General features: G+C 48.9%; 23 protein-coding genes, 3 tRNA genes and 1 pseudogene. 14 read left to right on the top strand and 13 right to left on the bottom strand.

What is annotated here, in order from left to right; all coding sequences use genetic code 11:
* Window positions 1–238 precede the first annotated feature (238 nt).
* Window positions 239–1006, bottom strand: a complete 768-nt coding sequence (gene aroD, locus J7445_RS05560; protein WP_209283294.1) for a type I 3-dehydroquinate dehydratase — start codon at window positions 1004–1006, stop codon at window positions 239–241.
* Complete coding sequence (locus J7445_RS05555) at window positions 1003–1698, bottom strand: TIGR02117 family protein (RefSeq protein ID WP_209283293.1); 696 nt, start codon at window positions 1696–1698, stop codon at window positions 1003–1005. Before J7445_RS05555 ends, aroD begins: the two co-directional genes overlap by 4 nt.
* A 367-nt stretch (window positions 1699–2065) precedes the next feature.
* Between J7445_RS05555 and J7445_RS05550 the strand changes: the two genes are divergently transcribed.
* Together J7445_RS05550 and J7445_RS05545 are read left to right on the top strand one after the other, a co-directional pair.
* Window positions 2066–3484, top strand: a complete 1419-nt coding sequence (locus J7445_RS05550; protein WP_209283292.1) for an SLC13 family permease — start codon at window positions 2066–2068, stop codon at window positions 3482–3484.
* A 109-nt stretch (window positions 3485–3593) separates the two neighbouring features.
* On the top strand, window positions 3594–4103 hold the full coding sequence (locus J7445_RS05545; protein ID WP_209283291.1) for a peptidylprolyl isomerase: 510 nt from the start codon (window positions 3594–3596) through the stop codon (window positions 4101–4103).
* Between the two features lie 201 nt (window positions 4104–4304).
* Here J7445_RS05545 and J7445_RS05540 read toward each other — a convergent pair whose 3' ends face one another.
* The 3 genes from J7445_RS05540 to J7445_RS05530 form a co-directional block, all read right to left on the bottom strand.
* The gene (locus tag J7445_RS05540; protein WP_425326073.1) at window positions 4305–5303 is read right to left on the bottom strand and encodes an IS110 family RNA-guided transposase; all 999 of its coding nucleotides are present in this window, start codon (window positions 5301–5303) and stop codon (window positions 4305–4307) included.
* A gap of 576 nt (window positions 5304–5879) precedes the next feature.
* Complete coding sequence (gene fghA, locus J7445_RS05535; protein ID WP_003743063.1) at window positions 5880–6707, bottom strand: S-formylglutathione hydrolase; 828 nt, start codon at window positions 6705–6707, stop codon at window positions 5880–5882.
* An 8-nt stretch (window positions 6708–6715) separates the two neighbouring features.
* Window positions 6716–7852: an S-(hydroxymethyl)glutathione dehydrogenase/class III alcohol dehydrogenase gene (locus J7445_RS05530; protein WP_003756741.1), complete on the bottom strand. Its 1137-nt coding sequence runs from the start codon at window positions 7850–7852 to the stop codon at window positions 6716–6718.
* A gap of 333 nt (window positions 7853–8185) precedes the next feature.
* Between J7445_RS05530 and J7445_RS12235 the strand changes: the two genes are divergently transcribed.
* Both J7445_RS12235 and J7445_RS12525 read left to right on the top strand, forming a co-directional pair.
* Entirely contained in the window at window positions 8186–8578 is a 393-nt protein-coding gene (locus tag J7445_RS12235; RefSeq protein WP_244969526.1) for a calcium-binding protein, read from the top strand.
* Window positions 8571–8675 (top strand): annotated as a pseudogene (locus J7445_RS12525) (calcium-binding protein); the annotation flags it as partial. The gene J7445_RS12235 and the pseudogene J7445_RS12525, both read left to right, overlap by 8 nt.
* Before the next feature lie 527 nt (window positions 8676–9202).
* Here J7445_RS12525 and J7445_RS05520 read toward each other — a convergent pair.
* From J7445_RS05520 to J7445_RS05500, 5 genes are all read right to left on the bottom strand, one after another.
* The gene (locus J7445_RS05520) at window positions 9203–9700 is read right to left on the bottom strand and encodes a YbhB/YbcL family Raf kinase inhibitor-like protein (RefSeq protein WP_019270150.1); all 498 of its coding nucleotides are present in this window, start codon (window positions 9698–9700) and stop codon (window positions 9203–9205) included.
* Between the two features lie 109 nt (window positions 9701–9809).
* Window positions 9810–10469 (bottom strand): uracil-DNA glycosylase, encoded by a 660-nt coding sequence (gene ung / locus J7445_RS05515; protein WP_209283354.1) that lies wholly within the window; start codon window positions 10467–10469, stop codon window positions 9810–9812.
* 102 nt (window positions 10470–10571) lie between these two features.
* Window positions 10572–12374, bottom strand: a complete 1803-nt coding sequence (gene dsbD / locus J7445_RS05510) for a protein-disulfide reductase DsbD (protein WP_209283290.1) — start codon at window positions 12372–12374, stop codon at window positions 10572–10574.
* A 272-nt stretch (window positions 12375–12646) separates the two neighbouring features.
* On the bottom strand, window positions 12647–13303 hold the full coding sequence (locus J7445_RS05505) for a response regulator (RefSeq protein ID WP_019269764.1): 657 nt from the start codon (window positions 13301–13303) through the stop codon (window positions 12647–12649).
* Window positions 13300–15105, bottom strand: a complete 1806-nt coding sequence (locus tag J7445_RS05500; protein WP_209283289.1) for a histidine kinase — start codon at window positions 15103–15105, stop codon at window positions 13300–13302. Before J7445_RS05500 ends, J7445_RS05505 begins: the two co-directional genes overlap by 4 nt.
* 242 nt (window positions 15106–15347) lie before the next feature.
* Here J7445_RS05500 and J7445_RS05495 point away from each other — a divergent pair, with 242 nt between their 5' ends.
* Complete coding sequence (locus J7445_RS05495; protein WP_101810679.1) at window positions 15348–15908, top strand: molybdenum cofactor guanylyltransferase; 561 nt, start codon at window positions 15348–15350, stop codon at window positions 15906–15908.
* Window positions 15909–16035: 127 nt separating this feature from the next.
* On the opposite strand, the gene rnr is transcribed toward J7445_RS05495, so the two are convergent.
* Entirely contained in the window at window positions 16036–18531 is a 2496-nt protein-coding gene (gene rnr, locus J7445_RS05490; protein WP_209283288.1) for a ribonuclease R, read from the bottom strand.
* Between the two features lie 93 nt (window positions 18532–18624).
* Here rnr and J7445_RS05485 point away from each other — a divergent pair.
* The 3 genes from J7445_RS05485 to J7445_RS05475 all read left to right on the top strand — a co-directional run bounded on the left by J7445_RS05485 (window position 18625) and on the right by J7445_RS05475 (window position 19022).
* Window positions 18625–18711 (top strand) — tRNA-Leu (locus J7445_RS05485).
* Window positions 18712–18750: 39 nt separating this feature from the next.
* Window positions 18751–18837, top strand: a tRNA-Leu gene (locus J7445_RS05480).
* Between the two features lie 94 nt (window positions 18838–18931).
* Window positions 18932–19022: transfer RNA gene (locus J7445_RS05475), tRNA-Ser, on the top strand.
* A gap of 132 nt (window positions 19023–19154) precedes the next feature.
* Here J7445_RS05475 and J7445_RS05470 read toward each other — a convergent pair.
* The gene (locus tag J7445_RS05470) at window positions 19155–19961 is read right to left on the bottom strand and encodes an integrase core domain-containing protein (RefSeq protein WP_209283287.1); all 807 of its coding nucleotides are present in this window, start codon (window positions 19959–19961) and stop codon (window positions 19155–19157) included.
* On the opposite strand from J7445_RS05470, the gene J7445_RS12225 reads away from it, so the two are divergent.
* The 5 genes from J7445_RS12225 (at window position 19950) to J7445_RS05450 (ending at window position 24262) form a co-directional block, all read left to right on the top strand.
* Window positions 19950–20399, top strand: coding sequence for a hypothetical protein (locus J7445_RS12225; RefSeq protein ID WP_244969546.1), 450 nt, complete (start codon window positions 19950–19952; stop codon window positions 20397–20399). The genes J7445_RS05470 and J7445_RS12225 overlap by 12 nt on opposite strands.
* Window positions 20281–20658 (top strand): CRISPR system precrRNA processing endoribonuclease RAMP protein Cas6, encoded by a 378-nt coding sequence (gene cas6, locus J7445_RS05465; protein ID WP_244969543.1) that lies wholly within the window; start codon window positions 20281–20283, stop codon window positions 20656–20658. The genes J7445_RS12225 and cas6 overlap by 119 nt, the downstream gene beginning before the upstream one ends.
* Before the next feature lie 1158 nt (window positions 20659–21816).
* Window positions 21817–22746: a CRISPR-associated ring nuclease Csm6 gene (gene csm6 / locus J7445_RS05460; RefSeq protein ID WP_209283286.1), complete on the top strand. Its 930-nt coding sequence runs from the start codon at window positions 21817–21819 to the stop codon at window positions 22744–22746.
* A 19-nt stretch (window positions 22747–22765) separates the two neighbouring features.
* Entirely contained in the window at window positions 22766–23059 is a 294-nt protein-coding gene (csx16, locus tag J7445_RS05455) for a CRISPR-associated protein Csx16 (RefSeq protein ID WP_101810683.1), read from the top strand.
* A 57-nt stretch (window positions 23060–23116) separates the two neighbouring features.
* The gene (locus J7445_RS05450) at window positions 23117–24262 is read left to right on the top strand and encodes a Card1-like endonuclease domain-containing protein (protein ID WP_209283285.1); all 1146 of its coding nucleotides are present in this window, start codon (window positions 23117–23119) and stop codon (window positions 24260–24262) included.
* A 188-nt stretch (window positions 24263–24450) separates the two neighbouring features.
* Here the strand turns inward: J7445_RS05450 and J7445_RS05445 are convergent, their stop codons facing one another.
* Window positions 24451–25878 carry an acyl-CoA dehydrogenase family protein gene (locus tag J7445_RS05445; protein ID WP_209283353.1) on the bottom strand — a complete coding sequence of 476 codons (1428 nt, stop codon included), beginning with the start codon at window positions 25876–25878 and terminating at the stop codon, window positions 24451–24453.
* Between the two features lie 191 nt (window positions 25879–26069).
* Here J7445_RS05445 and J7445_RS05440 point away from each other — a divergent pair, with 191 nt between their 5' ends.
* Window positions 26070–26762, top strand: coding sequence for a VIT1/CCC1 transporter family protein (locus J7445_RS05440; RefSeq protein WP_209283284.1), 693 nt, complete (start codon window positions 26070–26072; stop codon window positions 26760–26762).
* Window positions 26763–26806 lie beyond the last annotated feature (44 nt).

Here is a 26806-nt window from a genome sequence, read left to right as displayed (position 1 = left end):
GGTTTTGCGAAATACGCTATGCCTGTTTTCAGACGACGTTTTGTTTGGTTTGATGTTGGGTAGGGCAGGGTAGCGGAGCGGGTACGGTTTATTTGGATTGTTATAAGCCAATCCGTTGTAAAGGTCGTCCGAAACCAATCCGTCGCTCAGGAGATTTGCCAGCCAAATTGCTGAAACAAAGAAAACGAGGTCGTCTGAACGCTGTTTCAGACGACCTTTTGTCTTTTTATATTTATTGTTATCCGGCGGTGTTACCGTTTTCCAAAACATCCAAAATGTTTTTCAGGTTGGCGGAATCAAGTTGACCGGGAGCGGAGGCGGTTCCTGCCGTGCCGAATGTGATGGCGGAGCCGAAGGTTGAGCCTGCGATGCGGCTGACGAGTCCGAGCTTGCCCATAGAAATGGTAACAATCGGACAGCTTGCGGTTTGACGGGTTTCCCAAGTGGCTTCCAAAAGCGTCAGGACATCGGCGGGACTTTGGGGCATCACGGCGATTTTGCAGATGTCTGCGCCTGCCTCTTCCATTTTTTTCAGACGACCTGTGATGTCGGATTTGGCAGGGGTTTGATGGAAATCGTGGTTGCTCATCAGGACGGCGGTGTTGTGCGCTTTGGCAGTGGCGACGGCTTGGCGGACTTCGTTTTCACCGGCGGAAAGTTCGATGTCTATGATGTCGATAATGCCTGAAGCGGCGGCTTTATCGAGCAACTCGAAATAATACGCTTTGCTGCAAGGATATTCGCCGCCTTCCTCCGCGCGCCTGAAGGTAAACAGCAGCGGGGTTTCGGGAAACGCGCGGCGTACGGCTGCGGCTTGGGCGATCAGGTATTCGGGATTGCCTGCTTGGACGAAATAGTCGGCTCTGAACTCGATAATATCGAAACAGGCGTGTTCGAGGTTTTTCAGGGCGGCGGATAAGGCTGCTTCGTCTTTGGCAACTAAGGGAACGGCGATTTTCGGCTGCCCGCTGCCGAGCGTGAGATGGCGGATGGTCAGGGTTTTCATGGGTTTTCTGCTGTATTGGTACGATGGCTGTCGAGCAGCGGATCGGGGAACGGTGTCCAAACGACGCCGTTGATGCCGCTTTCGGTCAGACGGCGGTTGAGCCAGCTGTTGCACGTATTGAAAAGATGGTAACGCCCTTCTGCTTCATAGAATGCGTCGTCAGCGCTGTAATGCGCGCCGGCGACGGGGATGGCTTTGCCCGCTTTCAATTTGAAATGACGCATCAGGTTGGCACTCAGGCGGCGGTATTGTTCGCGGCTGACGGTGAATTTGACGGTATTTTCGCCTTCGCGTGGCGGCTCGCGGTAGTAGACGGCGTGAATCAGCGTGCTGTTGATTCCGCTTAACGCCTGTACTGCCGTAGAGGCGGTCAAATCCGACCACTGCGGCGTGTTCAAATAGAAATTGCGCTCGCCCCAGCCTATGCCGACGTAGCGGATGAGGGCATCGCCTTGCCCTGCGGGACTGTCGGCAGGGTTGATGATGCTGGTCCAGTCAAAAAGGTCGTCTGAAAGCGGCATGACGACGTCGGCGTGTACGCCGTTGCTGTGCAGATAAAGGGTTACGTCGCTGTCGGAGGCAGTGCCGTCCTGTGGAATTTTACCGAGAATGTAGGCGGCGGCAAAGTAAAGGATAGCGGCGATGATAAACGCCAACAGGGCTTTCAGGAGGATTTTGAATATTTTTTTCATTGACGTCATGACGCCGGTTGAGGATGCGGCATCATATCACGATAACGGTATGAATTAAGGTTTTCAGACGACCTCGTTGAAAGCCGGGTCGTCTGAAAATCAAAAGATATTTTCATTTCCCATCAATCCGTTTTCGTAAAAAACCGCACCCGATTGTTAACATTATATTTACACTACACGCGATTACAAATATACTCGTCGCCATACTGTATGGCTTTGTTTGCTCGAAATCCAAAGCCTGCGAACGTCCCGACGCGGGAAACAAGAAAAACCGATTCAGTGGAATCAATAAAAAAGCAATGTCAGGCGATGAGCCTAGGCATCAGCGGTTTTAACGATTTCGCGTTATGTTTCAGAGGAATACTTCATGGACTTACATGCAAAGGACAAAACCCAGCATCCTGAGAATGTCGAGTTACTCAGCGCGCAAAAGCCGATTACCGACTTTAAAGGTCTGCTGACCACCATCATCTCCGCCGTCGTCTGTTTCGGCATTTACCACATCCTGCCCTACGGCACCGATGCCAACAAAGGCATCGCGCTGTTGATCTTCGTTGCCGCGCTTTGGTTCACCGAAGCCGTCCACATCACGGTAACTGCATTGATGGTGCCGATTCTCGCCGTCGTACTCGGCTTCCCCGATATGGACATCAAAAAAGCGATGGCAGGCTTTGCCGATCCGACGATTTACATCTTCTTCGGCGGCTTCGCGCTTGCCACCGCCCTGCATATGCAGCGTCTCGACCGCAAAATCGCCGTCAGCCTTCTGCGCCTGTCGCGCGGCAATATGAAAGTCGCGGTGTTAATGTTGTTTATCGTTACCGCCTTCCTGTCCATGTGGATCAGTAATACCGCCACCGCCGCCATGATGCTGCCTTTGGCAATGGGTATGATGAGCCACCTCGACCAAGAAAAAGAACGCAAAACCTACGTTTTCGTCCTGCTCGGCATTGCCTACTGCGCCAGTATCGGCGGTTTGGGTACTGTGGTGGGTTCGCCGCCTAACATGATTGCCGCCAAAGCGCTGAATCTGGACTTCGTCGGCTGGATGAAACTCGGCTTGCCCATGCTGCTGTTCATTCTGCCGCTGATGCTGTTCTCCATGTACGTCATCCTCAAGCCTAATCTGAATGAGCGCGTCGAAGTCAAAGCCGAATCTATCCCGTGGACGCTGCACCGCGTGATCGCGCTGTTGATTTTCTTGGCTGCTGCCGTGGCTTGGGTATTCAGCTCCAAAATCAAAGAAGCGTTCGGCATTTCCAATCCCGATACTGTCATCGCCTTGATTGCCGCTGTCTCCGTCGTCGTATTTGGCGTGGCGCAATGGAAAGAAGTCGCCCGCAATACCGACTGGGGTGTATTGATGCTCTTCGGCGGCGGTATCAGCTTGAGCGCGCTGCTGCAATCTTCCGGCGCGTCCGAAGCATTGGGTCAACAGGTCGCCTCTACCTTCTCCCATTCGCCCGCATTGCTGGTGATTTTCGTGGTTGCCGCCTTCATCATCTTCCTGACCGAGTTCACCAGTAACACCGCCTCCGCCGCGCTGCTCGTGCCCATTTTCGCCAGCATCGCCACGCAAATGGGGTTGCCCGAACAAGTCTTGGTATTCGTCATCGGCATCGGCGCATCTTGTGCCTTCATGCTGCCGGTTGCCACGCCGCCTAACGCGATTGTGTTCGGTACAGGCTTGATTAAGCAAAGAGAAATGATGAACGTCGGCTTGCTGCTGAACATCCTCTGTATTTTGTTGGTTTCACTGTGGGCTTACTTTGTCCTGATGCCGTAAACCCTTAAAACCATAACCACAAGGTCGTCTGAAAGAATATTTTTCAGACGACCTTGAAGTTTTTCCGCCCAGCACCATTTCTAAAAAGATTCTTAACGAAAGGAAACCCATGATCATCCTGCACACCAACAAAGGCGACATCAAAATCGAACTCGATTTCGACAAAGCCCCCGTTACCGCCAAAAACTTCGAGCAATATGTCAAAGACGGCTTCTACGACGGCGTAATCTTCCACCGCGTCATCAAAGGCTTCATGATTCAAGGCGGCGGCATGGACGAAAACATGAACGAAAAAGAAACACGCGAACCGATTCATAACGAAGCGTCCAACGGCCTGCCCAACGAAAAATACACCATCGCCATGGCGCGCACTTCCGACCCGCATTCTGCCAGCGCGCAATTCTTCATCAACACCGCCGACAACGCCTTCCTGAACTTCCGTTCTAAAGAGCTGTACGGCAAAACCGTCGTCCAAGATTGGGGCTACGCCGTATTCGGCAAAGTGGTCGATGGTTTTGATGTAGTCGATGCCATCGAAGGCGTCGCCACCAAACGCCACGGCTACCACGACGACGTACCGACCGAACCTGTCGTCATCACCAAAGCCGAAGTGGTATAAGATTGATACGCTATATCCCATAACGCAAAAAGCAGCCTGAAACGGGCTGCTTTTTTTGCGGATAAGGCATATCGCCGGCTTCTTTGGTTTTTGACGAATCAGTTGCCATCAACCGTCAAAAATTAATCAAACAAACCTGTTGTATTGGTAGCGTAGCAACTGTATTTTTCACCCCGTCGGGCAAAAATACCAAAACTCAAATCAAGCCGTTTGGATACCATTTTCGGTGGTACCGTTTTCGGTAAAATAATCACGCATACGGGCATTCAATATCGTCAACAGTTTGCGCATACATGCCGTAACGGCAACCTTATACGGCTTACCCTTGGACAGCAGGCGCTGATAGAAATCCCGAATAAGCGGTTCGAAACGTGTCGCTACCACGGTAGCCATATACAGCGCCTTACGCACCGCAGACCTTCCTCCGAAGCAGCGGCTTTTGAATTTGGTTTCCCCGCTCTCCCTCGGGTGTGGGGCAATACCGACCAAACTCGCCAGTCGTTTGTGCGACAGCCGTCCCAATTCGGGCAGCATCGCCATCAGCGTAGCCGTCGTTATCGAACCGATACCTTTGATTTGCTCTGCCACTTGGGCTTTGCCGTCAAAATGCGTGTGGGTGTGGTCGTCGATTTGTTTGTCCAATTCGTCAATCAGCCGGTCAAAATGGGCAATCAGTTGTTTGACGCTTTCGACTTGCGTTTCATGAACCTGATGCAGACGGTTTTTCTCGGCAGTCCGCATATCCACCAGTTGGTTGCGGCGGTTGACCAATGCTTCCAACACTTCTTCCGCTTCGGTGGGCGGGTGGTAGAGCATGGTTTGCCAATCTTCTTTCTGCATCATCATCTGTGCGAAGAAGGCGAGCATTTGGGCATCTTTGGCATCGGTTTTGGTCAGCGACTGCGATTGGGCAAACTGATGCGTCTGACGCGGGTTGGCGATGATGACGGCTATACCTGAGCGGTGGATGGCTTTGGCGGCGGGGATTTCGAGACCGCCGGTGCTTTCCATCACGACGAGGGCGACGTTGTGTTTTTTAAGGTACTCGATAGTATGGGCGATACCTTTCGGGTTGTTGGTTTCGGTTTTGGTTTTGGTTTTGGTTTTATACAAAGACGAAACGGCGATGACGAAGTTTCGTTTGGCGATGTCGATACCTGCGTAATTGTGTTGGGTACTCATCATAAACCTGCCTTGCATTCGGTTGTGTTGTCTGGCAACTGTCCGATTGTGTCGATGGGTTGCCCGACCGCTCCCTGAGCTACGCAACGGTTGTTTGCCTTGGTGGGATGCGGGTGGCGGCCGGGCGGTTTGTTGCTATGATACGGGAGTTCCGATATACAAGCGTGGGTTTTGCACAAGGGAAAATATGTAGGGCGAAACTAAGCAGGGCGGTATGCCTGACTATTTTTTTAATCCGCAACGAAACAGCCGAAAACCTGTGTTTGGGTTTCGACTGTTGGGGGTGAAAAGGGCTATTTGCAAAGTTCTCGATAACAACAAAAGGTCGTCTGAAAACAGGTTTTCAGACGACCTTTTCGTTTTTTACCTCTCAACAACGGGTTGGATTGGAATGGGGGGATATTTAAGTAGAATGAGTGAGGAAATTTTGTAAAGGTCTCTTCATGCTGATTCTAGGAGGTATCTGATTTTAATAGCACTTTTTTATCATTTATAAAAACAAAAGGCATCAATCCGATGCCTTTTTAATTCATTAACATGAAAAAATTAACGTTCACTTCAACGTTTAATCGATTCACGAATCACTTCTTTGGCTTACTTCAAAAATGCCGCATGATACGCAATATGCTCACCAATAAAACTGGCGATGAAGTAATAGCTATGGTCATAGCCTTTATGGAAGCGCACATCGATCGGCTGGTTTGCCGCACGACAGGTTTCAATAAAATCTTCGGTACGCAATTGTGTTGGCAAAAACTCATCTTCTAAGCCCTGATCAATGCGCATACCTTGCACTTTATAGCCTTGTTGAATGAGCGAGTTGGCATCATATTGCTGCCATTTTTCGCAATCTTTTCCTAAATAAGCAGAAAAGGCTTTCTCTCCCCAAGGCACGAGACTTGGCGATAAAATAGGCGAAAAGGCAGAAACACTCTGATAACGTTCTTGGTTTCGCAATGCTAATACCAATGCACCGTGTCCGCCCATTGAATGCCCCATGATGGAACATTTGCCGTTGGTAGGAAAATTTTCCTCAATCAGACGAGGCAACTCGTTCAAAATATAATCATACATTTGATAATTCGTCGCCCAAGGCTGCTCGGTCGCATTCAGATAAAAGCCCGCACCTTGCCCTAAATCGTAAGCAGCATCGTTCGGCACTTGCTCTCCGCGAGGGCTGGTATCGGGGGCAACTACAATCACTTGATGTTCAGCCGCATAACGCTGAAAGCCTGATTTGGTAATAAAATTTTGTTCAGTACAAGTCAAGCCGGAAAGCCAATAAATCACACCAAGTGGTCGATTCTCCTGATTATCCGGCAAATAGACTGCAAATTTCATTTCGCATTGCAGCGTTTGGGCATGATGTGCCCAAACTTGTTGCGAACCGCCGAAAATTTGATGTTGTTCAATCAGTTTCATCGCGGACCTTAGTAATGAATAACAGCGCGGATCGATTTACCTTCGTGCATTAAATCAAAGGCTTCATTGATTTGATCGAGTGTCAGTGTGTGGGTCACAAACGGTTCTAACTCGATATCGCCTTTCATTGAATCTTCCACCATTTTCGGAAGTTCAGAGCGGCCTTTCACGCCACCAAATGCCGAGCCTTTCCAAACACGACCTGTTACCAACTGGAACGGACGAGTTGAAATTTCTTGTCCTACACCTGCTACGCCGATGATAATGGATTGTCCCCAACCACGGTGTGCACTTTCTAATGCCTGACGCATTACGTTTACGTTGCCGATGCATTCAAAGGTGTGGTCAATACCCCATTTATTGATGTCTAACAACACGTCTTTGATCGGTTTATCGTAATCGTTCGGGTTCAAACAGTCAGTTGCACCGAAGTGTTTTGCCAACTCGAATTTTGCGGGATTGGTATCAATGGCGATAATGCGACCCGCTTTGGCTTGACGCGCACCTTGCACCACAGCCAAACCAATCGCCCCCAAACCAAACACGGCAACAGAGTCGCCTTCTTGCACTTTTGCCGTATTATGTACCGCACCAATACCTGTGGTAACGCCGCAGCCGAGCAAACATACTTGTTCGTGGTTGGCTTCCGGGTTGATTTTCGCCAATGAAACTTCCGCAACAACAGAATATTCGCTGAAAGTCGAACAGCCCATATAGTGATAGATCGGCTGACCTTGATAAGAAAAACGCGTCGTGCCGTCCGGCATTAGGCCTTTACCCTGCGTCTCACGTACCGCAACGCATAAGTTGGTTTTACCTGAACGGCAAAACTCACATTCGCCACATTCAGCGGTGTAAAGCGGAATGACGTGATCACCCGGTTTTACGCTTGACACACCTTCGCCCACAGCAACGACCACACCCGCACCTTCGTGTCCAAGCACCGCAGGGAATACGCCTTCAGGATCGCTTCCTGATAATGTAAATGCATCAGTATGGCACACCCCCGTGTGGGTATTGCGGATTAACACCTCGCCTTTGCGGGGCATTTCTACATCGATTTCCACAATTTGTAAGGGTTGATTTGGGGCGAATGCTACCGCTGCGCGAGATTTGATAGTTGAATTGGTTTGTTTGATTTCCATTATTTTTTCTCTTTAACTCATTAACAAAATGACTAGATGACAGCAGTTTATACTTTGGATTTCAGTCTAAAGCAAGCGTTTTTTGTAATTCTGCTCCGGCTGTAGCATGATCGACTGAAGAGCCACCATGCAATCGGCAGTTAATTAGAATGCTATCAAATATCATTTCTTATTTTAAATTAATATAAAAAACAATAATATAAATTATTATATCTTTTGCATCATTTTATTTCTCGATACAATCAGCATCAAACATACAAGAAAAAACCTATAAATGTCAAATAGATATTTATATCTATTTTTCCCAGCAACTTGTTCATAAGGAGAGCTATCATGACCGATACATTGCAATCTTTACCCGGTAACGCAGCAAATAATAAACCCGTCGTCCTCAAAGGAACGCCTCGCAATGACGTTTTACATGGCAGTCTCGGACATACCACATTCGACGGCGGATTAGGCAACGATATTTATTACAGTAAGAACGCAGGCGACACCATTGTTGAATATGCACATGAAGGCAATGATACGGTTTACGCCGATACAACCTTTACCTTACCAACCCACGTCGAAAATCTGGCACTGACAGGTAACAGCAACACCTTTGGATTTGGCAACAACTCTAACAATATTCTGATAGGCAACAGCGGCAATAACCGCTTGAGCGGCGGTCGCGGCAATGACAAGCTAGAAGGTATGGCTGGTAACGACCTGTTTAGGCGATGACGGCGACGACTCGCTCTATGGTGGAGATGGCAATGACTATATTGCAGGCGGCTCGGGTAGCGACACCATCATCACAGGTGAAGGCAAGGATACCGTCGCCTTTACTGCATCAGATATTTATTCGTGAAGGCAGCATAGATCGTTTGGTTGATTTTGACGCTGATACGGACAAACTCGACCTATCTGGTATGCGCTCACTGCTGACTGGCAGCAACGCCAATTTAAGCTGGTCAAAGATGTTTGTTGTTAACAAAGACCCTATCTACCTCCCCAAAGACCGTCCTTATCTCGTCTTCGATACAGAGCATCAAACTCTTGCTTATAGTGAGGCAGGTTCAAACAGTAGCACCGTATTCGCCAAATTCGATATTAGCTGGTTGAACGCATCCAATATCATCGGTTAAAGACTTGCTAAAAAGAACCTAAAGTTTGAAACGAATCTGCTTTTTAAACTCCAAAGCAAAGATTTAAAACAAACATTTTTTGAAACAAATCGTCAGTTCATTCTAAACTGATTCAATAAAAACGTCGTCTGAAAACTTAGTTACAGGTTTCAGACGACGTTTCTGTTTCTAAGATTGGGTTTTCTAAAAAATTTAGCAAAGGTCTCAAATTGCTTAGGCTTTATACGTCATACGTTCCCATCACGCTTGCGCTGTCTAAAATATGTCCCTGCATGGCAAAGTGTAGGTCGTTGAAGCGGAAGCCGCGCGGTAGGTTTAATACGGTGTCGAGTGCGTAAACGATGAGTTCGTAGCGGTGGCGGCAGTTGGGCGGATACATGCCGCCGTAGCCTGTGGCTTCTTCAATGTCCAACTTGCCCAACAGGCTTGCCCAACTGTTTGCGCCTTGCGTGTAGTCTGTTGCAGTCAGGCTTTCGTTTTCGGCGACGGAGGTGCGTTTGAGGTCGGAAATCAGCCAGTGGGTCCACACAAATCCGCTGGCGGTAATGGCGTCTTTATCTTCCAAAACGACGGCAAAGGATTTCGTACCTTCAGGCGCGCCACTGATTTCAAAGGGGATGGAGTAGGTCGGCATATTGTTCGGGCTGAACTGGCTGCCGCGCTTACCGTATTTGTCTTCAAATTCGCCGTTGACGATGGCTGAAGTCGTTACCTGCATAGTGTTCTCCTGTGGGGTTGGGAAAGGGGTCGTCTGAAAAAGGAAGGCTTGTTCAGACGGTGGGTGGATTGTCCGGTTTGCTATGGCTGCCGTTTTCAGACGACCTGTTTTATACCTGCCAGTCTATCGGCGTCATGCCGTTTTCCTGCAAATAGGCATTGGCGCGGGAAAAGTGTTTGCAGCCGAAGAAGCCGCGATAGGCTGACAACGGCGAGGGGTGCGGCGCGCTGAGGACGAGATGTCGGCTGCGGTCGATAAACGCGCCTTTTTTCTGCGCGTGACTACCCCAAAGCATGAAGACGACGTGTTCGCGGTTTTGGTTGATTTGGTTGACGACTTCGTCGGTAAAGCGTTCCCAGCCCAAAGTGGCATGGGAATGCGCCTGTCCAGCGCGGACGGTCAGGACGGTATTGAGCAGTAAAACGCCCTGTTCCGCCCAGTGTTGCAGATAGCCGTGTTGCGGGATTTGGAAACCTTCGATGTCGTCCGCCAATTCTTTGTAAATATTGACCAGCGAAGGCGGAACGGTGATGCCTTCGCGGACGGAAAACGCCAGCCCGTGCGCCTGTCCTGCGCCATGATACGGGTCTTGCCCCAAAATCACGACTTTGACGTTACCGAATTCAGTCGCTCTAAAGGCGTTGAACACGTCTTCGGCGGGCGGGTAGATAATCCGCCCCATGCCGCGCTCTTTTTTGACAGTTTCGATGATGTGTTGGAAATAGGGTTCGGACTTTTCCGAGCCGATTGCTTCGTGCCAAGTTTGCATCAGGCTGCCTTTTTGAAAGGGGATAGTGGGCATTATAGTGCGGTTGTTTGCAAAAAGGTCGTCTGAAAACCCTGTTTCAGGTTTTCAGACGACCTTTCGTCTTTATTTTTCGTTTTGTTTGTACCAGTTGATAAATTCGTCCGGTTTGGCGAAACCAAGCAAGGGGTCGCTACGGCGGCCGTCTGCGTGGATGACGAATATGCCCGGCGGACCGTAAAGGCCGTATTCTTTCAACATTGCCTGATGGTCGGGCGTGTTGGCGGTTACGTCGATTTGGAAGAAGCGTTCCATATCGACGGCTTCATGCACTTGCGGCTGGTTGAGCGTGTAGCTTGCCATTTCTTTGCAGGAAATACACCAGTCGGCGTAAAAATCCAAAACGACGGGTTTGTCGGGGTTGGCTTTCAATGCGGCATCCATAGCGGCTTTGAGTTCGGCGACGTCGGTGAACATTTTGCCGTGGTCGGTGGTTTTGCCTGCTTCGGACGGGGGAGACAGCGTCAGGAAGTGGTGCAGGGCGGTGGTTTGTTTGTTTGCGCTTTGCCATCCGAACCATGCGCCGCCGATGAGCAGAAGGAAGCCTAAAACGGAGGCTGCGGTTTTCAGACGACCTTTTTGTTTGCCCGATTTAATCAGCAACATGACGGCGGGGACGATTATGAGCAGGGTGTAAAGCGCGACAACGAGGTAGTAGGGCAGGTGCGGCGTGGCGAGATAGACGGCAACGGCAAGCAGGATGAACCCGAAGGCGTATTTGATGCCGTTCATCCAGTCGCCTGCTTTGGGCAGGACGTGGCCGCCGAATGTGCCGATGAGGATCAGTGGAACGCCGGTGCCGAGTGCCAAGGCATACAGCGCCAGTCCGCCCAAAACGGCATCGCCGGTTTGTCCGATATAGCCCAAGGCAAATGCCAGTGGCGGAGCGACGCAGGGGCCGACGATCAGCGCGGAGAGTATGCCCATGACGAATACGGAAGCGATTTTACCACCGGAGAGTTTGCTGCTTTGGTTTTGGAAATAAGATTGGATGGCGTTAGGCAGTTGGATGTTGAAGAATCCGAACATGGAGAGCGCGAGGACGACCATCAGGCCTGCGGCGGCAAGGACGACCCATGCCTGTTGCAGCCATACGGTCAGAAGTGCGCCCGTCAGGCCTGCGATGACGCCGACCAGTGTGTAGGTCAGTGCCAAACCTTGTACATAGACCATAGATAGGGCGAAAGCGCGCTTTTTGCCGGCGTTTTTATCGCCGACGACGATACTGGAAACAATCGGCAAAAGCGGGTACATACAGGCGGTAAAACTCAAGCCTAGTCCTGCGATAAAAAACGCCAACAGGTTGGCGTTTAATGTTTCCCAAGATAATTTGAAGCGGCTGCCGTCGTCGTTTTGCGAGGCTTTAGGCGCGGCGGCGGCTGGTTTGGCGGAATCCGGTTGTAGGAAGCGGTCTTTGGCGGATATGGGTTCGTCGCTTTGCGACTTGTACAGGCCGTTGCCTTTAATCTCAAAAGATGTGTCCACAGGCGGGTAACATACGCCTGCTTCGGCACAACCTTGATAAGTCAGCGTCAGCTTGTAGGTCGGCGCGGCTTTTTTGTAAGGCCAGTTGACCTGCGCGGCGCGGTGGAACACGGTTTGTTTACCGAAAAACTCATCTTCTTTGAGTTCGCCTTTGCTGAAAACCGGTTCGGCCAATACGTCTTCAGGCGCGGTGGCGGCGACGATTTTTGATTGGTACATATAGTAGCCGTCGGCGATTTTGAATTCGACGTTGATGCCTTTGTCGGTAACGTTCACTTGCGGCACGAACGCTTTTTCAGGCGGCAGCAAATCATCGGCGTTCACAGCAAACGCGCTGGAACACAGGGCAAAAAAGGCGGTAAAGAAGTAAAGGAGTTTTTTCATGGCGTCTTCTCAGTGGAAGGGTTAAACAGGCGCATTATAAACGCAGCAGTCGTTTATAGGTCTTAATTTATATTAAAAGCTGCGATGGTTTTTATCGCGACGAGGGTGGATTATCGGGCTGCCGGATAGATGATGCCCGTCGGATTGTCTCTTTTTCATAGCCGATTGGAACGGGAAAGGTCGTCTGAAAAAGGTTTGGGCGGAATTTGCCCTGTCCGTTTTCAGACGACCTTTTTGTCTTTTACCGTTTAAGCACCGTTATCCTGAGCCGTTTAATTGATTTCAGGCTGCGGGACTTTGTGCTGAACAGCGTAAACAGCGGCTTGAACGCGGCTGCTGAGGTCAAGTTTTCGCAGCAGGTTTTGAACGTGGACTTTGACGGTGGATTCAGCCAAGTCCAAATGGCGGGCGATGACTTTGTTGCTGTGTCCTGCGGCGAGGTAGCCTAGGATTTCGAGTTCGCGCGGGGTAAGGGTGGAGAGTGCCTGGTCGGTGCGCGGTGCGGACGGGGAAATCAGGGACTGGACGAGGCGCGTGGTCATTTCGGGAGAAAAGACGTTGTCGCCGTCGACAGCTTTGCGGATACTGTCTAGCAGGAAGTCGGCGTTGATGTTTTTCAGCAAAAAGCCGCGCGCGCCGATGCGCATACATTCGGTCAAATCGTCGCTGTCTTCGGAAACGGTCAGCATGATGACGGTTTGGTTCGGGTTGACGCCCAAGATTTGTGCCAGTGCTTCGCGTCCGTTCATGACGGGCATGTCAAGGTCGAGTAAGACGACGTCGGGTTTGAGCTGTTCCGCCATTTTGACGCCGGATAAGCCGTCGGCAGCTTCGCCGATGACTTCGAAGTCGTTTTGACGTGAGAGTAGGGCTTTGATGCCGCTGCGGAAGAGTGTGTGGTCGTCGATGAGGATAATTTTGATAGTCATGAGAATGTTCTATTCTGTTTGGGTAAGGTTAGGGTAACGGTAGTGCCTTCGTCGGGTTTGGAGCTGACTTCCAGTTCGGCACGGATTCGTTGGGCACGTTCCCGCATAATGCCCATGCCGACATGTTCGCCGGAAAGCGCGTCCAGATGGGCGGGATCGAAGCCTACACCATCGTCACGGATGATCAGCGTGAAGTCCTGACGGTTGTCAATGCTGACGGTAACGTTATGGGCGAGAGAGTGTTTGCGGATGTTGGACAGGCTCTCCTGAAGGATGAAGATAATCTGCAATTGTTCGTCGTCGTTTAACGCTGCTCCTTCGTCGCGCCACTTGGCGCTCACGTTGATTTTGGTTTGTCTTTCGAACCGGGCGAGTAGGGTGGAAACGGCCTCGGGGAAATCTTTGTTACTGATTTTGGTACGGAAGTTTAGCAGAAGTTCGCGTACGTCTTCATAGCATTCCTGTACGCCGTCTTTGATAAAGCGGATGTTTTCTTCGGCTTGTTCTTTTTGGTCGGCATAAAACGCAGTTTCCAGCATTTGAACCTGCAGGTTCAGGAAAGTCAATGCTTGTGCGATGCTGTCGTGCAGGCCTTGGGCAATCAGGTTGCGCTCCTGTAAAACGGCAAGCAGGCGGCGTTCTTGCTCAAGGCGGCTGTTGACGATGGAAACGCCTAATTGTCCGCTCAATGTGCGCAGCAGTTCGTTGTCGTTGTGATCAGGTTTAAGGTCGTCTGAAAAATACAGGTTTAAAACGCCCAACTCTTCCTCCTGATAACTGATGGGGAAAACGGCGTGTTTGAATTCCGTTTTATCTGATTTATCCGAGGCAGTATCTGGCTCATCATCCGAATTATCAGGCAGTCCGATGGATGCCACTATATCTGTGCGTTTGCGTTCGTTATCCCAAAGGCGGATGCTGCCCGCTTCTGCGGAAACAGCGGGCAGGGTTCGCTTGAGGAATTCTTCCGCTGCCTGTTGGGGAGTGAAAGTTTGATGCAAATCGCGGGTGGTTTGATAGAGCAGGGTCAGGTCGCGGTTTTGGCGCGCCAAATCTTGAGTTTGCCGTGCCACTTGTCCTTCCAAATCGGTATAAAGTGTTTTCAGCCGGCTGCTCATTTGATTGAAGCCTTTGCTGACTTGGGCGAACTCGCTTATCTGGTCAGTGTCGATTTGAACGCCGAACCTGCCTTGGCTGATGGTTTTTACACCGTCCCTCAATGTTTCCAGAGGGCGGATAATCCATGCGTAGTGCCAGATAATCATCAGTCCTGCTGCCGCAAAGATCATCCCCATCATAATCATTTGAAAGCGGCGCAACCATAAGGTGTTTTTTTCATTGGCATGTTCCATCGCCTGTAAAAACAGTTCGATATTGGCTGCAAAACGGTAGAGCTTGATTTGGTCGGGACGCTCGTAACGGCGCAAGACGGGCTGTATATTCGATTTCCAGTCTTCAATCAGTGCGGACTGTATCAGGTCGTAAGCCGGCGGTGTTTCTGAGGGCATCAGCGGGTGAATGGCATTGCTCTGGCTGATACGGTTGAGATTTTGTTCGAATTCGCGAATTTGGTTGTTAATCTGCGCCCTTGGGGCATGTTCGCCGACCATATAGGCAAGGCGGTAAACCTGTGTTCTCAAATTCCCTGCGTCTTCGATGACAGTAGCGGCGTTTTGCAGCCTCCAAGAGAGCACCAAAGTCAAGATGACGGACAAAAGGGCAGAGCTAACCCATAATACGGTCAGCAGCTTCAAGCGAGAAGACAGGCTCAGGTGGTTTAAAAAACGGAATGTGAAGGACATAGACGGTATATGCCGTTGAAAGTTTGAGGTCGGTTACGGTGTAAACATATCATTCATTCGGATTGGAGGCAATCAGACCTATGAAATGATTGTTATCAAATAGAGATAGAGATGACACTGTTTCAATGTAAAATCATGTTATGATAAAATTCAAATTATATGAATTTTATCATAAGCCCATTTGAGCGAATGAAACCTTTCAGACGACATCGGGCAACCAAACCGCTTCACAAAGGATAAATATGAAAATATTTGCGTTGATATTGTCAGGAGGACAGTCAGACGGCGTAGATAAAGGCCTCTGTCCCTGGCAGGGTAAGACGCTGATTGATTGCGTTATTGATAGGATTAAACCGCAGGTTGACCATATCGCCATCAGTGCCAACCGTAATTTGGAAAGTTATGCCCTTAGAAGCCCGCACCTGTTGCCGGATGCAAGGCAATGGCGGTATTTGGGCGGATTGGCTGCATTATGTACCGCTGCCAATGATTTGCAGATTGCCTCTGCCGACTGGCTTTTGGTTGTACCGTGCGATATGCCTGATTTACCTGATGATTTGGTAGAAAGATTTCGGACGGTTTCTAAAAAAACGCCTTTGTGCAACGCCTTTTATATCGAAACACCTGTAACGCCGCATTACAACGTGATGTTCATCCGTCCGCAAATTTTACAAAGTGCCGTACCTTATCTGAGTTCAGGATTAAGGACAGTGAGAGGGTGGTTGCAGCAACAGCGCGCCCGTGTCTTACAATTTGACCATGATGATTGTTTTATCCGTTACGGAAAATCAAACAATGCCTGAGTCGGAAAAATTAAACATATCCAAACTACTGACATTTATTTATTGCAAAAGTAATGTCGTTACGCAAAAGGTCGTCTGAAAATTTCAGACGACCTTTTGTAATTGAAGAAGGCTTAGGGTTGCAATATCAGCCGTTAGCCTTGCTTCTACCTTTGCGCTTGGTTGCCGCGGTATCCGGGGTTTTTACCTTGATTTTCACGCTTTTGCTTGGCTTTTTGTCTTTGCGTTTGGCTTTTTCCGCTGCCGGTTTGGCTTTGGCGGTTTTCTTTTTGCCGTTTTCAGATGACGTTGCCGGTGCGTTGGCAGGCTGGGCTTTGCTGCGGCGTTTGGCGGCGGGTTTTTCCTGTTTTACAGGTGTTTTCATCGCGTCGTCGATTTCTTTCGCCGTCAGTTTGCGTTTGGTTTTCGAGCCGGTTGGGGCGGTGGTTTTAGTGCGGCGTTTTTTGCCGCTGGTGCCGCCGCTGATCAAGGTCAGGTCGATTTTGCTGGTGTCCAAATCGGCGCGCGCCACTCGGACGCTGACTTTGTCGCCCATGTTGAAACGGATGCCGCTGCGTTCGCCTTCTATCGCCATGATTTCGGGATGGAAGTTGAAATAGTCTTCGCCCAAATCGCTGATGTGTACCAAGCCGTCGATGTGGATGCCGTCCAAGGTAACGAAGAGGCCGAAGTTGGTCATGCCGGAGATTTTGCCTTCGAATATTTCGCCGACTTTATCGCGCATGTAATAGGTTTTCAGCCAGTTTTCCACGTCGCGGCTGGCATCGTCGGCGCGGCGTTCGCAGAACGAGGTATGCACGCCCAAAGCCTGCCAGCTTTTGCTTGGCGTGTAGGTTTGCTGGTTCAACACGGCTTTGATGGCGCGGTGTACGGTCAGGTCGGGATAGCGGCGGATGGGGGAGGTGAAGTGGGCGTATGCCTCGTAGGCAAGGCCGAAGTGTCCGTCGCAATGCGGTTCGTAAACTGCCTGCTGCATGGAGCGCAGCATCATGACTTGCAGCAATTCGGCATCGGGTCTGCCTTTGAATTGTTCGGCAAGTGCGGCATAGTCTTTCGGTGTCGGGTTGTCGCCGCCGCCCAGTTGCAAACCCAATAAGCCGAGCTGCTCGCGCAGGGTAGCAAGTTTTTCGGGTGTCGGGCCTAAATGGTTGCGGAAGAGGGCGGTGTGCTTGTTCTTTATCAGGAACTCTGCCGCGCAGACGTTCGCTGCCAACATACATTCTTCAATCAGCTTGTGGGCGTCGTTGCGGACCACGGGTACGATTTTTTCGATTTTGCCGTTGTCGTCGAAAAGCATTTGGGTTTCAACGCTTTCAAATTCCACTGCGCCACGTTCGAAGCGTTTTTTCTGAAGGATTTTGAAGAGTTTGTAAAGGGTGTCGATTTGGGCTTTGTGCGGGTGGTCTAGGTCGTCTGAAATCCAATCCCAGACTTGGTTGTAAGTCAGACGGGCGTGCGAACGCATAACCGCAGGGTAGAAGTGGTATTCTTTAATATTGCCCGCATAAGTGATGACCATATCGCACACCATGCACAAACGCTCGACATCGGGATTGAGCGAGCAGATGCCGTTGGACAGGTTTTCCGGCAGCATCGGAATCACGCGGCGCGGGAAGTAAACGCTGGTGCTGCGTTCCTGAGCGTCTGTGTCGATAGCGTCATCGGGGCGGACATAATGGCTGACATCGGCAATTGCCACGACCAAACGGTAATTGCGTCCGACTTTCTCGGCAAACACAGCATCGTCGAAATCGCGCGCCGTTTCGCCGTCTATGGTGACCAAAGGCAAATCGCGCAAATCGACGCGGCCTTTCAAATCGCTTTTGCGAACATGGTCGGGGATTTTTTTCGCGGCTTTGGTACACGCTTCGCTGAATTGGTGCGGCAAATGGTGTTTGCGCACGGCGATTTCGATTTCCATACCGCTGTCGGCATAATCGCCCAATACTTCAATGATTTTAGCTACGGCAGGGCGGTTTTGCTCGGGATAAGTCTCGATTTCGCCGACAATGACCTGACCGGATTCGGGTTTGAAATACGCGACGCTGTCAGGTTCCAAGACGATACTTTGATTCAGGCGTTTGTCTTCCGCTTCCAAAATCGCCACGCCGCGATCCATATAGAAACGCCCGACCACTTTGCTTTGCGCGCGTTCGACAATATCTAAAACCGTTCCTTCGCGGCGGCCTCTGCGGTCGATGCCGGCAGGGCGGACGGTAACGATGTCGCCGTGCATGATGCCGCGCATTTGGCGTTCATATAAAACAAAATCGCCGTCTTTGGTGGGCGTGAGTGGTACGGCGAAGCCGAAGCCGTCTTTGTGCGCCTCGACACGGCATTTGACCAAATCTAATTTGTCTGCCGCGCAAACCGCGCCGCGACGGTTGATTAAAACCTGGCCGTCCCGCGCCATCGCTTTCAGACGACGTTCGAAAAATTCGTATTCTTCTTCCGTAATCGACAACTCGCGTGCCAAGACTTCGATTTTCGACGGCACGCCTTTTTGCTCCAATAATTCAATGATCCACTCCCTGCTTGGCAGCGGATGTTCGTAACGTTGTTTCTCCCGTTTCAAAAACGGGTCTTTTTCTCGTAAATTTAAAGATTTAATATTTTTGTTCATTTTATTGGTTGACATTCTTTTTCTAAAATATATAATGACCGCTTCTTTGCGAAATAGTCAATCACTGTAACGCAAAACAGGAAATAAAGCAAAGCCCAGGTGGCGGAATTGGTAGACGCGCTAGCTTCAGGTGCTAGTGTCCTCACGGGCGTGGAAGTTCGAGTCTTCTCCTGGGCACCAAGCCTTTTGGTTGACGCTTTGCTTATCTCCATCCTGATTGCCCAGGTGGCGGAATTGGTAGACGCGCTAGCTTCAGGTGCTAGTATCCTCACGGGTGTGGAAGTTCGAGTCTTCTCCTGGGCACCAAATCAATTATCCGGCTTATCCGGATTTTTTATTGAATAGATTTATTTGTCTGATTAAGATACAATATCAGGCAATAAAATATGTTTAATTCCACAGAGAGGTGGATGAGTGGTTTAAGTCGCACGCCTGGAAAGCGTGTATACGTGAATAGCGTATCGAGGGTTCGAATCCCTTCCTCTCTGCCAATTACCAAAACACCGCTTACAGCGGTGTTTTTTCGTATCTACGACTAGAGAATTCGAGACCATTCTGATTTTTTAGGACGAAACAGCCTCAAATTTTTTCGATATGAATGTTGTAGGAACACGTCGCGTTGTTTACACCACAGGTTGAGAAAAATAAGCCTGCAAGACCTCAAACGGCGTATCGCCGTTCAAACTGCGGTGCGGCTTCACAGTGTTATAGAAATTAACAAAGCGGCACAACTCCTTTTGCCGATGTTCCGGACTGTCAAACGACTGTTTCTCATGCCACATCTCCATCAGGGTACGGATAACCCGTTCCGCCTTACCGTTGGTCTGCGGACGGGCAACCCGGGTAAACTTTTGACCAATCCCGTTCTCGTAACAGGCTACACCGAAAGCATGGTTGGCCGAGCCTTTATATTCCGTACCGTTGTCGGAGTAAACGCACTCAATCAGATATGGGCAGGGATCAATCAGGTGTTCGGTCAGAAACTTGGCGGCACTGTCTGCGGTTTTGTCCGGCAAAATGGCGGCGTATAGCTCCCTTGAGAAATCGTCGATGGCGACAAACAGGTAATCCCGCTTATCGGTGGCTTTCTGCCCTTTGAGAAGCGGCAGCCGTTTGGTATCGAGATGTACCAGTTCTCCGGGGTAGGATTTATTGTAGCGTTTGGCCTGCTTTTTGAGTTTTTCCTGAATGCCGCGTTCTACCTTGGCCAGGCGTTTCATTCCGTACTTAGCCTGTTTGAAACGGTTGTTGGTACCGGTTTGGGGTTTGAGCAGTCTGCCTCTTGCGGCTTTAAGGGCGCGGTAAATGGTGACGCGGCTGACTTGGTAGCGGCGTGCCAGGGAGGTGACGCTCTCTTTCCCCTGCGTGTAGGCCAGCCAAATGGCTTGGCGGTGGTGCGGGGTGAGACGGGTGTTTTTGTGCATGTTCATGTTTCAGTATTCTCCTGGAAATACTGTAAACAACGCTACTGGTTTCTATACGCCGACAGCCTTTACCAATTCGATATCGTATTGATCGGTCCGGTCAGACAACAGCTTCCGCTCATTGCCTATGCCTTTGGTCAAGCCTTCAAGCGTGGCATAACAAAAAACAACACAATGGGCACATTGGAAGACATTGCTGTAGAGAACAACGGCTATTGGCAATCCGTTAACCGCAATAATCAAATCCAACCCCACACCGACAACATAATCCTACCCGCATTCTATCCTGCCGATATAGAAATCACCTTCCAAACCACCCTTGCACCTGCAGCAGCAAAACAGCATATTAGGCATCAACTGCCTTACCACCGAGATCCTACTCAAACAACTGGTCAGGCGCACATCCACACTCGCCACCCTATACTGGCAGAGCTTGGAAGCTGATTACCCAAGCTTGATGCAGGCCGCAGCACACATCAAAAGCAGCCATCAACTGCAATGGTTGGACTGGAGCCGCTACTCAAACCGCCAGCAACAGCAAATCAACTTAGGCGGAGCCATAGGCAATTGTCGATTTCAAGACTTACCGCTACCGTTCGGCCAGTTGCTTCACATCGGACAATGGCTGCACATAGGCAAAGAAACCGTATTCGGCTATGGACGTTACAGGATAAAAGAGGTTAATCCATGTTTAACTTTGTAAACCTTAAGGGACCTTTGCAAAAATAGTCTGTTAACGAAATTTGACGCATAAAAATGCGCCAAAAAATTTTCAATTGACTAAAACCTTCCTAATAAGGTTTTGAATTTTGAAAATGAGATTGAGCATAAAATTTTAGTAACCTATGTTATTGCAAAGGTCTCCTTAAGGATATTGGAACCACATTTTCAACTTATTGACTTTAAAAGGAGAAATACAGCCCTGCGATTAAAAATAAAGCCCCATCACTAGGGGATTAAGACTCAAATGTATAAGATATTTCTTCTTCCTTATTGATTAAAAACAAAGCCCCACCATTGGGGATTGAGCTTGGTTCAAAAGGTCGTCTGAAAGTCGGTAGTGTGTTTGTTTGGTATGCCCGTCCATGAATTTGATAGATGGGAATTATTTTTGTCCTATGGAAGCTGACAGCTGTAAATCCTTATGAATACATGCTTTGGGGGCTGTGTTTTGTCGTGCTTTTATGAAAAAACAAATTTGTACTTGATGTGGGGAGTCGGGCTTGTCGGGATAATACGTTTCATCGGGAGCGCGGCAAGAAATGCTGTTAGACGGATAAAGTTGAGAGGTTGATAGATTATTGAACCGGCAGGGATATTTTAAGCCGGAAATAGTCGGACTTAATGCCGAAAATGGATTGGTGCTGTATTTGAAGGTAGATAAGAATACTTGTTTTATTGGTGGTGTTTAGAAAGGATAAAAGATATGTGGGATGTTCTTTGGAAGGCTGTTGCAGCGGTGGTTGTGGAGAAGGTGGCTGAAGTGATTAAGGAGGCGTTGGAGAGTTAGTTGTTTTTAGGGTGTCGATAATGGTTCGAATCTGTTATCGGCATTGCATATTAGCTGGAGTACGAAAGTCCTGTCGTTTGTGTTGTAAATTTATGGGCCAGGCTAATTTCCACAGGGCAGAATATGATTTATTTTGAGTGTATGATTATTCGTTATTCGGGGTGTGAAATTGGATAAAAAGAAGATTTTGGTTGCCGTTACGGGAATGTCGCCACAAATTATCACGGAAACACTATTTGCGCTATATCGGTAGAAAAGCTGGATTCCTAATGAAGTTTGGGTGTTGACGACATCAATCGGCAAAAGGCAGATTGTTGATAATCTTTTGGGAAAACATGATTTTTCCATCGTTTGTGCGAGGAATATGCTCTGCCTGCCATTCGTTTTGATGAAGATACTATTCAGATCATTGCCGATAAATCAAATGTTCCTTTGGCAGATATCCGTACTCCTGAAGAGAATGATTGGGCCGCCGATCAAATCGTCCGGTTTATTTATCATTTATGCAGCCATGAAGAAACAGAATTGCATGTATCGATTGCAGGCGGTAGGAAATCAATGGGGTTTTATATCGACTATGCGTTGTCTTTGTTTGGCAGAAGCCAAGACCGTTTATCGCATGTTTTGGTGGAGGAAGCTTTCGAACAGCATCCTGAGTTTTATTATCCGAATAAAGATGACCGGTTTCTAAATACGAAATTGGGAATGAGGAATGCTGCGGAAGCTAAAGTAATGTTGGCAGATATTCCGTTTGTACGGATGCGTGAAAATTTATCTGTGCCGCTGTTGAAAGATGATTGGAATTATTTGGAAGCGGTTGAGCTGACGCAACGCGATCTTTTGCAGTTTGATTTGGAAATTAATGTTGCGGAGCGCACTATTTGTTGCGGAGGAGCTGTCTTTCAGCTGGCTCATCAAGATTTTGCTATTTATGCGGCTTTCGCTCATTTTAAAAAACATCAGCCAAACCGTTGTTTACATTTAACGGGTCGGGCTAAACAAGATGATGTGGATTTTGCGGACGAGGTATTAAATTTTTTAGTGAAGGTAAAGCCGAAATTGCGTTCGGAATCCGCTGAAGCTAAAGCGGAAGTTGAACGGCAGTTAAAAAAATTTCAATCCGATAAAAGAGTTGTCCAAGAAGTCAGCTCGCGTTTAAAAAAGAGGCTTGAAGACAAACTGCAAGGACGCGCAGCGTTGTTTTTTATTGAAAGTATAGGCGAATATAATCATAAGTCTTACCGGTTGGCGACGGATGAGAATCTGATTCGTTTTGTTTGAGTTAAGTTAAATATAAAATATGATTTATTTTGTATCACGTCATCAAGGGGCAGTTGAGTGGATTCAGCATCAAACCGAGTGGAAGGTTGATTGCTTCCTGCCGCATTTGGATACGGTAAAGATCGAAGCCGGTGATGTGGTATTGGGAACGTTGCCTTTGCACTTGGCGGCAGAGGTATGTAAGAAGGGTGCGGCTTTTTATTTTCTGCAACTGCCGCAGAAATTACAGTTGCGGGGTTCGGAATATTCTGTCGATGAAATGAACGGAATGGGCGCATGTTTGCGTCGTTTTGATGTTCGGGCGTGGGATTGATTGTATATATGAAGAAATGAAAGGAATAATAAGGATGAAAAAGTTTGATGTACATGTATGCTTGGTATCGGATCAAGCGTTACCGAATTTTATTCCGGTTTTGACGGAAGATTTTCGCCCTCAAGAGGTTATTTTATTGGCTACGGAACCAATGAAAAAAAGGCGGAAACGTTGGCCGAAGTGATGAAAAACCGTTGCTGTGTTAAGGTTCAAATATTTGATTTGAATGATGAATATGATATCCAGAGTGTGCGTGAAGAGATTTTCAACCTGCTCTTAGACATTGATAAACAAAAAGTAGCTTTGAATGTTACAGACGGCACCAAATTAATGGCAATCGGGGCTTATGGCATGTTTCGTGATGAAGGTTATCCCGTATTTTATTTTACAGCTAAGGATAATCGGATTTTGCTTTTAGAAAATAATGAGCAGTTTGTATTACAGCCTTCAAAAATAAAAATTGAGGATTATTTGCAGTTATACGGCTATCCTGTTCGAAAAGGTTATAAGATTAACCATCAGACTCAACGGAATCTGCCTAAGTTATGGGAAGAATTGGTAAAAGGAATCAATAATTTTGCAGAAGGTTTGACTGCATTGAATTATGTTATTTCCCATTCAAACGATTTAACAACAGACATGCCAAAAGTAGAAAATCAGCATCAAAAAAATTTCAATGACTTATTACGTCTTTTGGAAGAAAATGAATTGCTATCCCAACAAAACAGAAAATTACATTTTCCAGATTTAGAGACTAAGAAGTATGTTGCTGGAGGTTGGTTTGAAGATTATGTATTTGATGTCATCCGCAAAATTCCAGGGGTTCAAGATGTTGCTTTAAATGTACAGATTAAAAATTCAGATAAAAATACTAATCAACATAATGAATTAGATGTAGTAGTGTTAGCCAATAATGTTTTGCATGTACTGGAATGTAAAACTGCTAATTTTTCAAGCAATAAAAAAGAAGCTGATAACGCCCTTTATAAGCTGGAAACCCTAAAAAAATTAGGCGGATTGAAAACCCGGGCTGCGCTGATTTCTTATCGTGAAACTGGTGGGCATGGTGCTAGAAATACGATACGTGATAGAGCTAAAGGCGCTCAAATTGAATTGATAGAACGCAAAGATTTACCAGGATTGCAGAAGCTATTGACCAATTGGATGAAGAATGGAAATGGAATAGAAAAACCTGGTTTTTAAGCGGTTCAAAAGACTTTTTGAGCATGGAAGCCCGATGATTGCATACATCGGGCTGATTTTTTTACAACGTTTTTCTGTTTCAACTAAAAGAATAGTTTAATAAATTACTCAATCGGAGTCGTTCTTGGGACTGTCCTCGTTATCTGGGACAGTCCCTTTATTTAATTTCTTATGTTTTGTTGAAAATATCAACCGCAATATCGGCAATCCAATATATCTTTGCGGATGTCGTTCAGCAGGAAAGCTGCGGTGTCTTCGTGTTCCGTCTGTACGAAAACGAAGAGTCGGGCGATGATTTTGCCGATAAAGACTTTTTGCAAGGCGCAGGCGTCGGTCAGTGTGTGTTCCTGCAGGAAGCTGCGGATGTCTTCGGGCAAAGTGTAGTCGCGGGCAACGGCGGCAAAGCGTGCATCGGTTTGCAGGCGGTCAAGCAGGGTTTGGTTTTTGTCCAACTTAATGCCTGCTTCTTTTTCTTCGGCGGTAGCGCGGACGAACTGGTCGTAAATTTCGGCATAAAGCATATCGTTCGGACCTTCGAAGATGGTGAAGGGACGGATGTCGATAGCGATATTGCTGGCGGTGTGTCCGCGTTCAAAACCCTTCGCGCCCAAGAGTTTTTGCAACATTTGCGCGGCGGCGTAAGTGTATTCCGTGGCGAGGGTTTTGATGATGTTTGCCTCCATCAATTGATGGGCGACGGGAGCGACGGGCGAAACGGAATGGCAGACGTAGCGGTAAAGGATTTCGGAAACCTGATGGCGGCGTTGGATTTCGCGGCGTTCGTAATCAACAAATTTGATGTCGTTGCGGACGTATTGGTTCAAGTTTTCAAGGATGTATTCCATGATGCCGTGCGTCATGCCGATCAGTTGCAGGCGGCTGCGGATAAAGATGTTTTGAAACGCGCGCAAACCGGCGGCGTCGCTCTGCGAGAGTTTCATGACGGCGGCGGAGGGCATTTCGGCATCAATGCGGTTGACGGCATAACGGACGGCGCGCAGACCTTCGGACGTCAGGGCTTCGTAGCGTATGTATTCCTTGGGAACAAGCAGCAGGTTGATGACTTTGGAGAGTTTGCCGTTTTTACGCTCTTTGGCGGCCACGAGGAGGAAGTCGCTTTGCGAGTTGCCCTGCCAGTATTTCGTGGCATTGACGTAAATGGTTTGATCGTCGGTATATTCGTAGTAGGACTGCATTTCGCGGGCGATTGCCGCGCCGGAGGTTTCGGGCTCGGTAATACCCAAACCGCCGCCCTCGCCTTTGAAAATCATCTCCAAACCTTGCGCGATTTGCGCTTCGTCGCCAAACTCTTGCAGAGGCTGCAACACCAGCGCGCCTTCGATGCCGGTACGCAGGGTAACGGGCACGCCGTAATGCCCCGCAATCCGCAGGACTTCTTGAATTTCAAACTGGCTACCCTTGCGGCCGCCGTGTTTTTTGTCGAGGAAGGGCAACAGCAAACCCGCCTGCTTCAAGGCAAGCCATTTGTCTTCAGGCAGGTACTGCATGAGGTTGAGGTCGTCTGAAAAAATGCGGCGGAATGCAGATTCGATGTGCTTTAAAAAAGCAGCCGTGTCCATAGTTGACGGCTGCGCGCTTGATTCAGTGTGTGTCATCATGATTCTCGGTTAATCGGGCGGTTATTAGAGTTTAGAGCTAAATTTCTAAGATTTATACCACAAACCCGTTTGAGCGACAATTATTATCAAGTATGACCGGATTTTCAGCTTGCAAACATATGATTACGCCGCCCCCGATAAACCGATACGGTGCTACCATAACGCAAAACACCGCCGGAACACTTACCATGTATTCACAACACAGCGAACGCCATTTCAGCAACCGCAACAACTGGCTGCGCGCGAGCGTATTGGGCGCGAACGACGGACTGATTTCCACCGCCTCGCTGCTGACGGGCGTCGCAGCAGCCGCCCCCGATTTCCAAACCCTGCTGCTGACGGGCGTTTCCGCCCTGATCGGCGGCGCGGTTTCGATGGCGGCGGGAGAATATGTTTCCGTATCCAGCCAGTCGGACACAGAAAAAGCCGATTTACACAAAGAACGCTACGAATTGGAAGCCAATCCCGATGCCGAACTGGCAGAACTGACCGAAATCTACCGCCGCCGCGGTTTGTCCGACGCGCTTGCCGCCGAAGTCGCGCAAGCATTGATGGAACACGACGCGCTCTCCGCCCATGCACGCGACGAAATCGGCATCACCGAAACCTCCGCCGCCAAGCCCATGCAGGCCGCGCTTGCCTCCGCAGGTTCGTTCTGCGCCGGCGCCATACTGCCGCTGCTGGTCACACTAACCAGCCCCGCCGCCCTTATCCCTACGCTGGCGGCAACCACTTTATGCGGACTCGCCGCGCTGGGCTACGCCTCCGCCAAACTCGGCGGCGCACCCGTCGTCCCCGCTGTCTTGCGCGTGTGCCTGTGGGGCGTGGCGGCATTGGCGGTAACCGGTCTTATCGGCAAACTGGCGGGCGTGGCGGTTTGAACCGAGGTCGTCTGAAAACTCAGCCTCAATGAAGAGGAAAGTAT

Origin of the sequence: Neisseria sicca (assembly GCF_017753665.1) — a bacterium.
In the GTDB taxonomy this organism is placed as follows: Bacteria; Pseudomonadota; Gammaproteobacteria; order Burkholderiales; family Neisseriaceae; genus Neisseria; species Neisseria flava.
This window is presented reverse-complemented; position numbering and strand designations above follow the sequence as displayed.

What these genes read in the sequence shown, in the direction of transcription:
- J7445_RS05530 (WP_003756741.1), bottom strand. Translation starts at nt 7,852, where the DNA reads ATGGAAATCAAACAAACCAATTCAACTATCAAATCTCGCGCAGCGGTA.
- J7445_RS05445 (WP_209283353.1), bottom strand. Translation starts at nt 25,878, where the DNA reads ATGACACACACTGAATCAAGCGCGCAGCCGTCAACTATGGACACGGCT.
- J7445_RS05450 (WP_209283285.1), top strand. Translation starts at nt 23,117, where the DNA reads ATGCTTGGTATCGGATCAAGCGTTACCGAATTTTATTCCGGTTTTGAC.
- J7445_RS05540 (WP_425326073.1), bottom strand. Translation starts at nt 5,303, where the DNA reads ATGCAAGGCAGGTTTATGATGAGTACCCAACACAATTACGCAGGTATC.
- ung (WP_209283354.1), bottom strand. Translation starts at nt 10,469, where the DNA reads ATGCAAACTTGGCACGAAGCAATCGGCTCGGAAAAGTCCGAACCCTAT.
- aroD (WP_209283294.1), bottom strand. Translation starts at nt 1,006, where the DNA reads ATGAAAACCCTGACCATCCGCCATCTCACGCTCGGCAGCGGGCAGCCG.
- J7445_RS05520 (WP_019270150.1), bottom strand. Translation starts at nt 9,700, where the DNA reads ATGCAGGTAACGACTTCAGCCATCGTCAACGGCGAATTTGAAGACAAA.
- csx16 (WP_101810683.1), top strand. Translation starts at nt 22,766, where the DNA reads ATGATTTATTTTGTATCACGTCATCAAGGGGCAGTTGAGTGGATTCAG.
- J7445_RS05495 (WP_101810679.1), top strand. Translation starts at nt 15,348, where the DNA reads ATGAAAATATTTGCGTTGATATTGTCAGGAGGACAGTCAGACGGCGTA.
- J7445_RS05500 (WP_209283289.1), bottom strand. Translation starts at nt 15,105, where the DNA reads ATGTCCTTCACATTCCGTTTTTTAAACCACCTGAGCCTGTCTTCTCGC.
- J7445_RS05555 (WP_209283293.1), bottom strand. Translation starts at nt 1,698, where the DNA reads ATGAAAAAAATATTCAAAATCCTCCTGAAAGCCCTGTTGGCGTTTATC.
- J7445_RS05545 (WP_209283291.1), top strand. Translation starts at nt 3,594, where the DNA reads ATGATCATCCTGCACACCAACAAAGGCGACATCAAAATCGAACTCGAT.
- dsbD (WP_209283290.1), bottom strand. Translation starts at nt 12,374, where the DNA reads ATGAAAAAACTCCTTTACTTCTTTACCGCCTTTTTTGCCCTGTGTTCC.
- J7445_RS12235 (WP_244969526.1), top strand. Translation starts at nt 8,186, where the DNA reads ATGACCGATACATTGCAATCTTTACCCGGTAACGCAGCAAATAATAAA.
- fghA (WP_003743063.1), bottom strand. Translation starts at nt 6,707, where the DNA reads ATGAAACTGATTGAACAACATCAAATTTTCGGCGGTTCGCAACAAGTT.
- J7445_RS05505 (WP_019269764.1), bottom strand. Translation starts at nt 13,303, where the DNA reads ATGACTATCAAAATTATCCTCATCGACGACCACACACTCTTCCGCAGC.
- J7445_RS05470 (WP_209283287.1), bottom strand. Translation starts at nt 19,961, where the DNA reads ATGAACATGCACAAAAACACCCGTCTCACCCCGCACCACCGCCAAGCC.
- J7445_RS05550 (WP_209283292.1), top strand. Translation starts at nt 2,066, where the DNA reads ATGGACTTACATGCAAAGGACAAAACCCAGCATCCTGAGAATGTCGAG.
- J7445_RS05440 (WP_209283284.1), top strand. Translation starts at nt 26,070, where the DNA reads ATGTATTCACAACACAGCGAACGCCATTTCAGCAACCGCAACAACTGG.
- rnr (WP_209283288.1), bottom strand. Translation starts at nt 18,531, where the DNA reads ATGAACAAAAATATTAAATCTTTAAATTTACGAGAAAAAGACCCGTTT.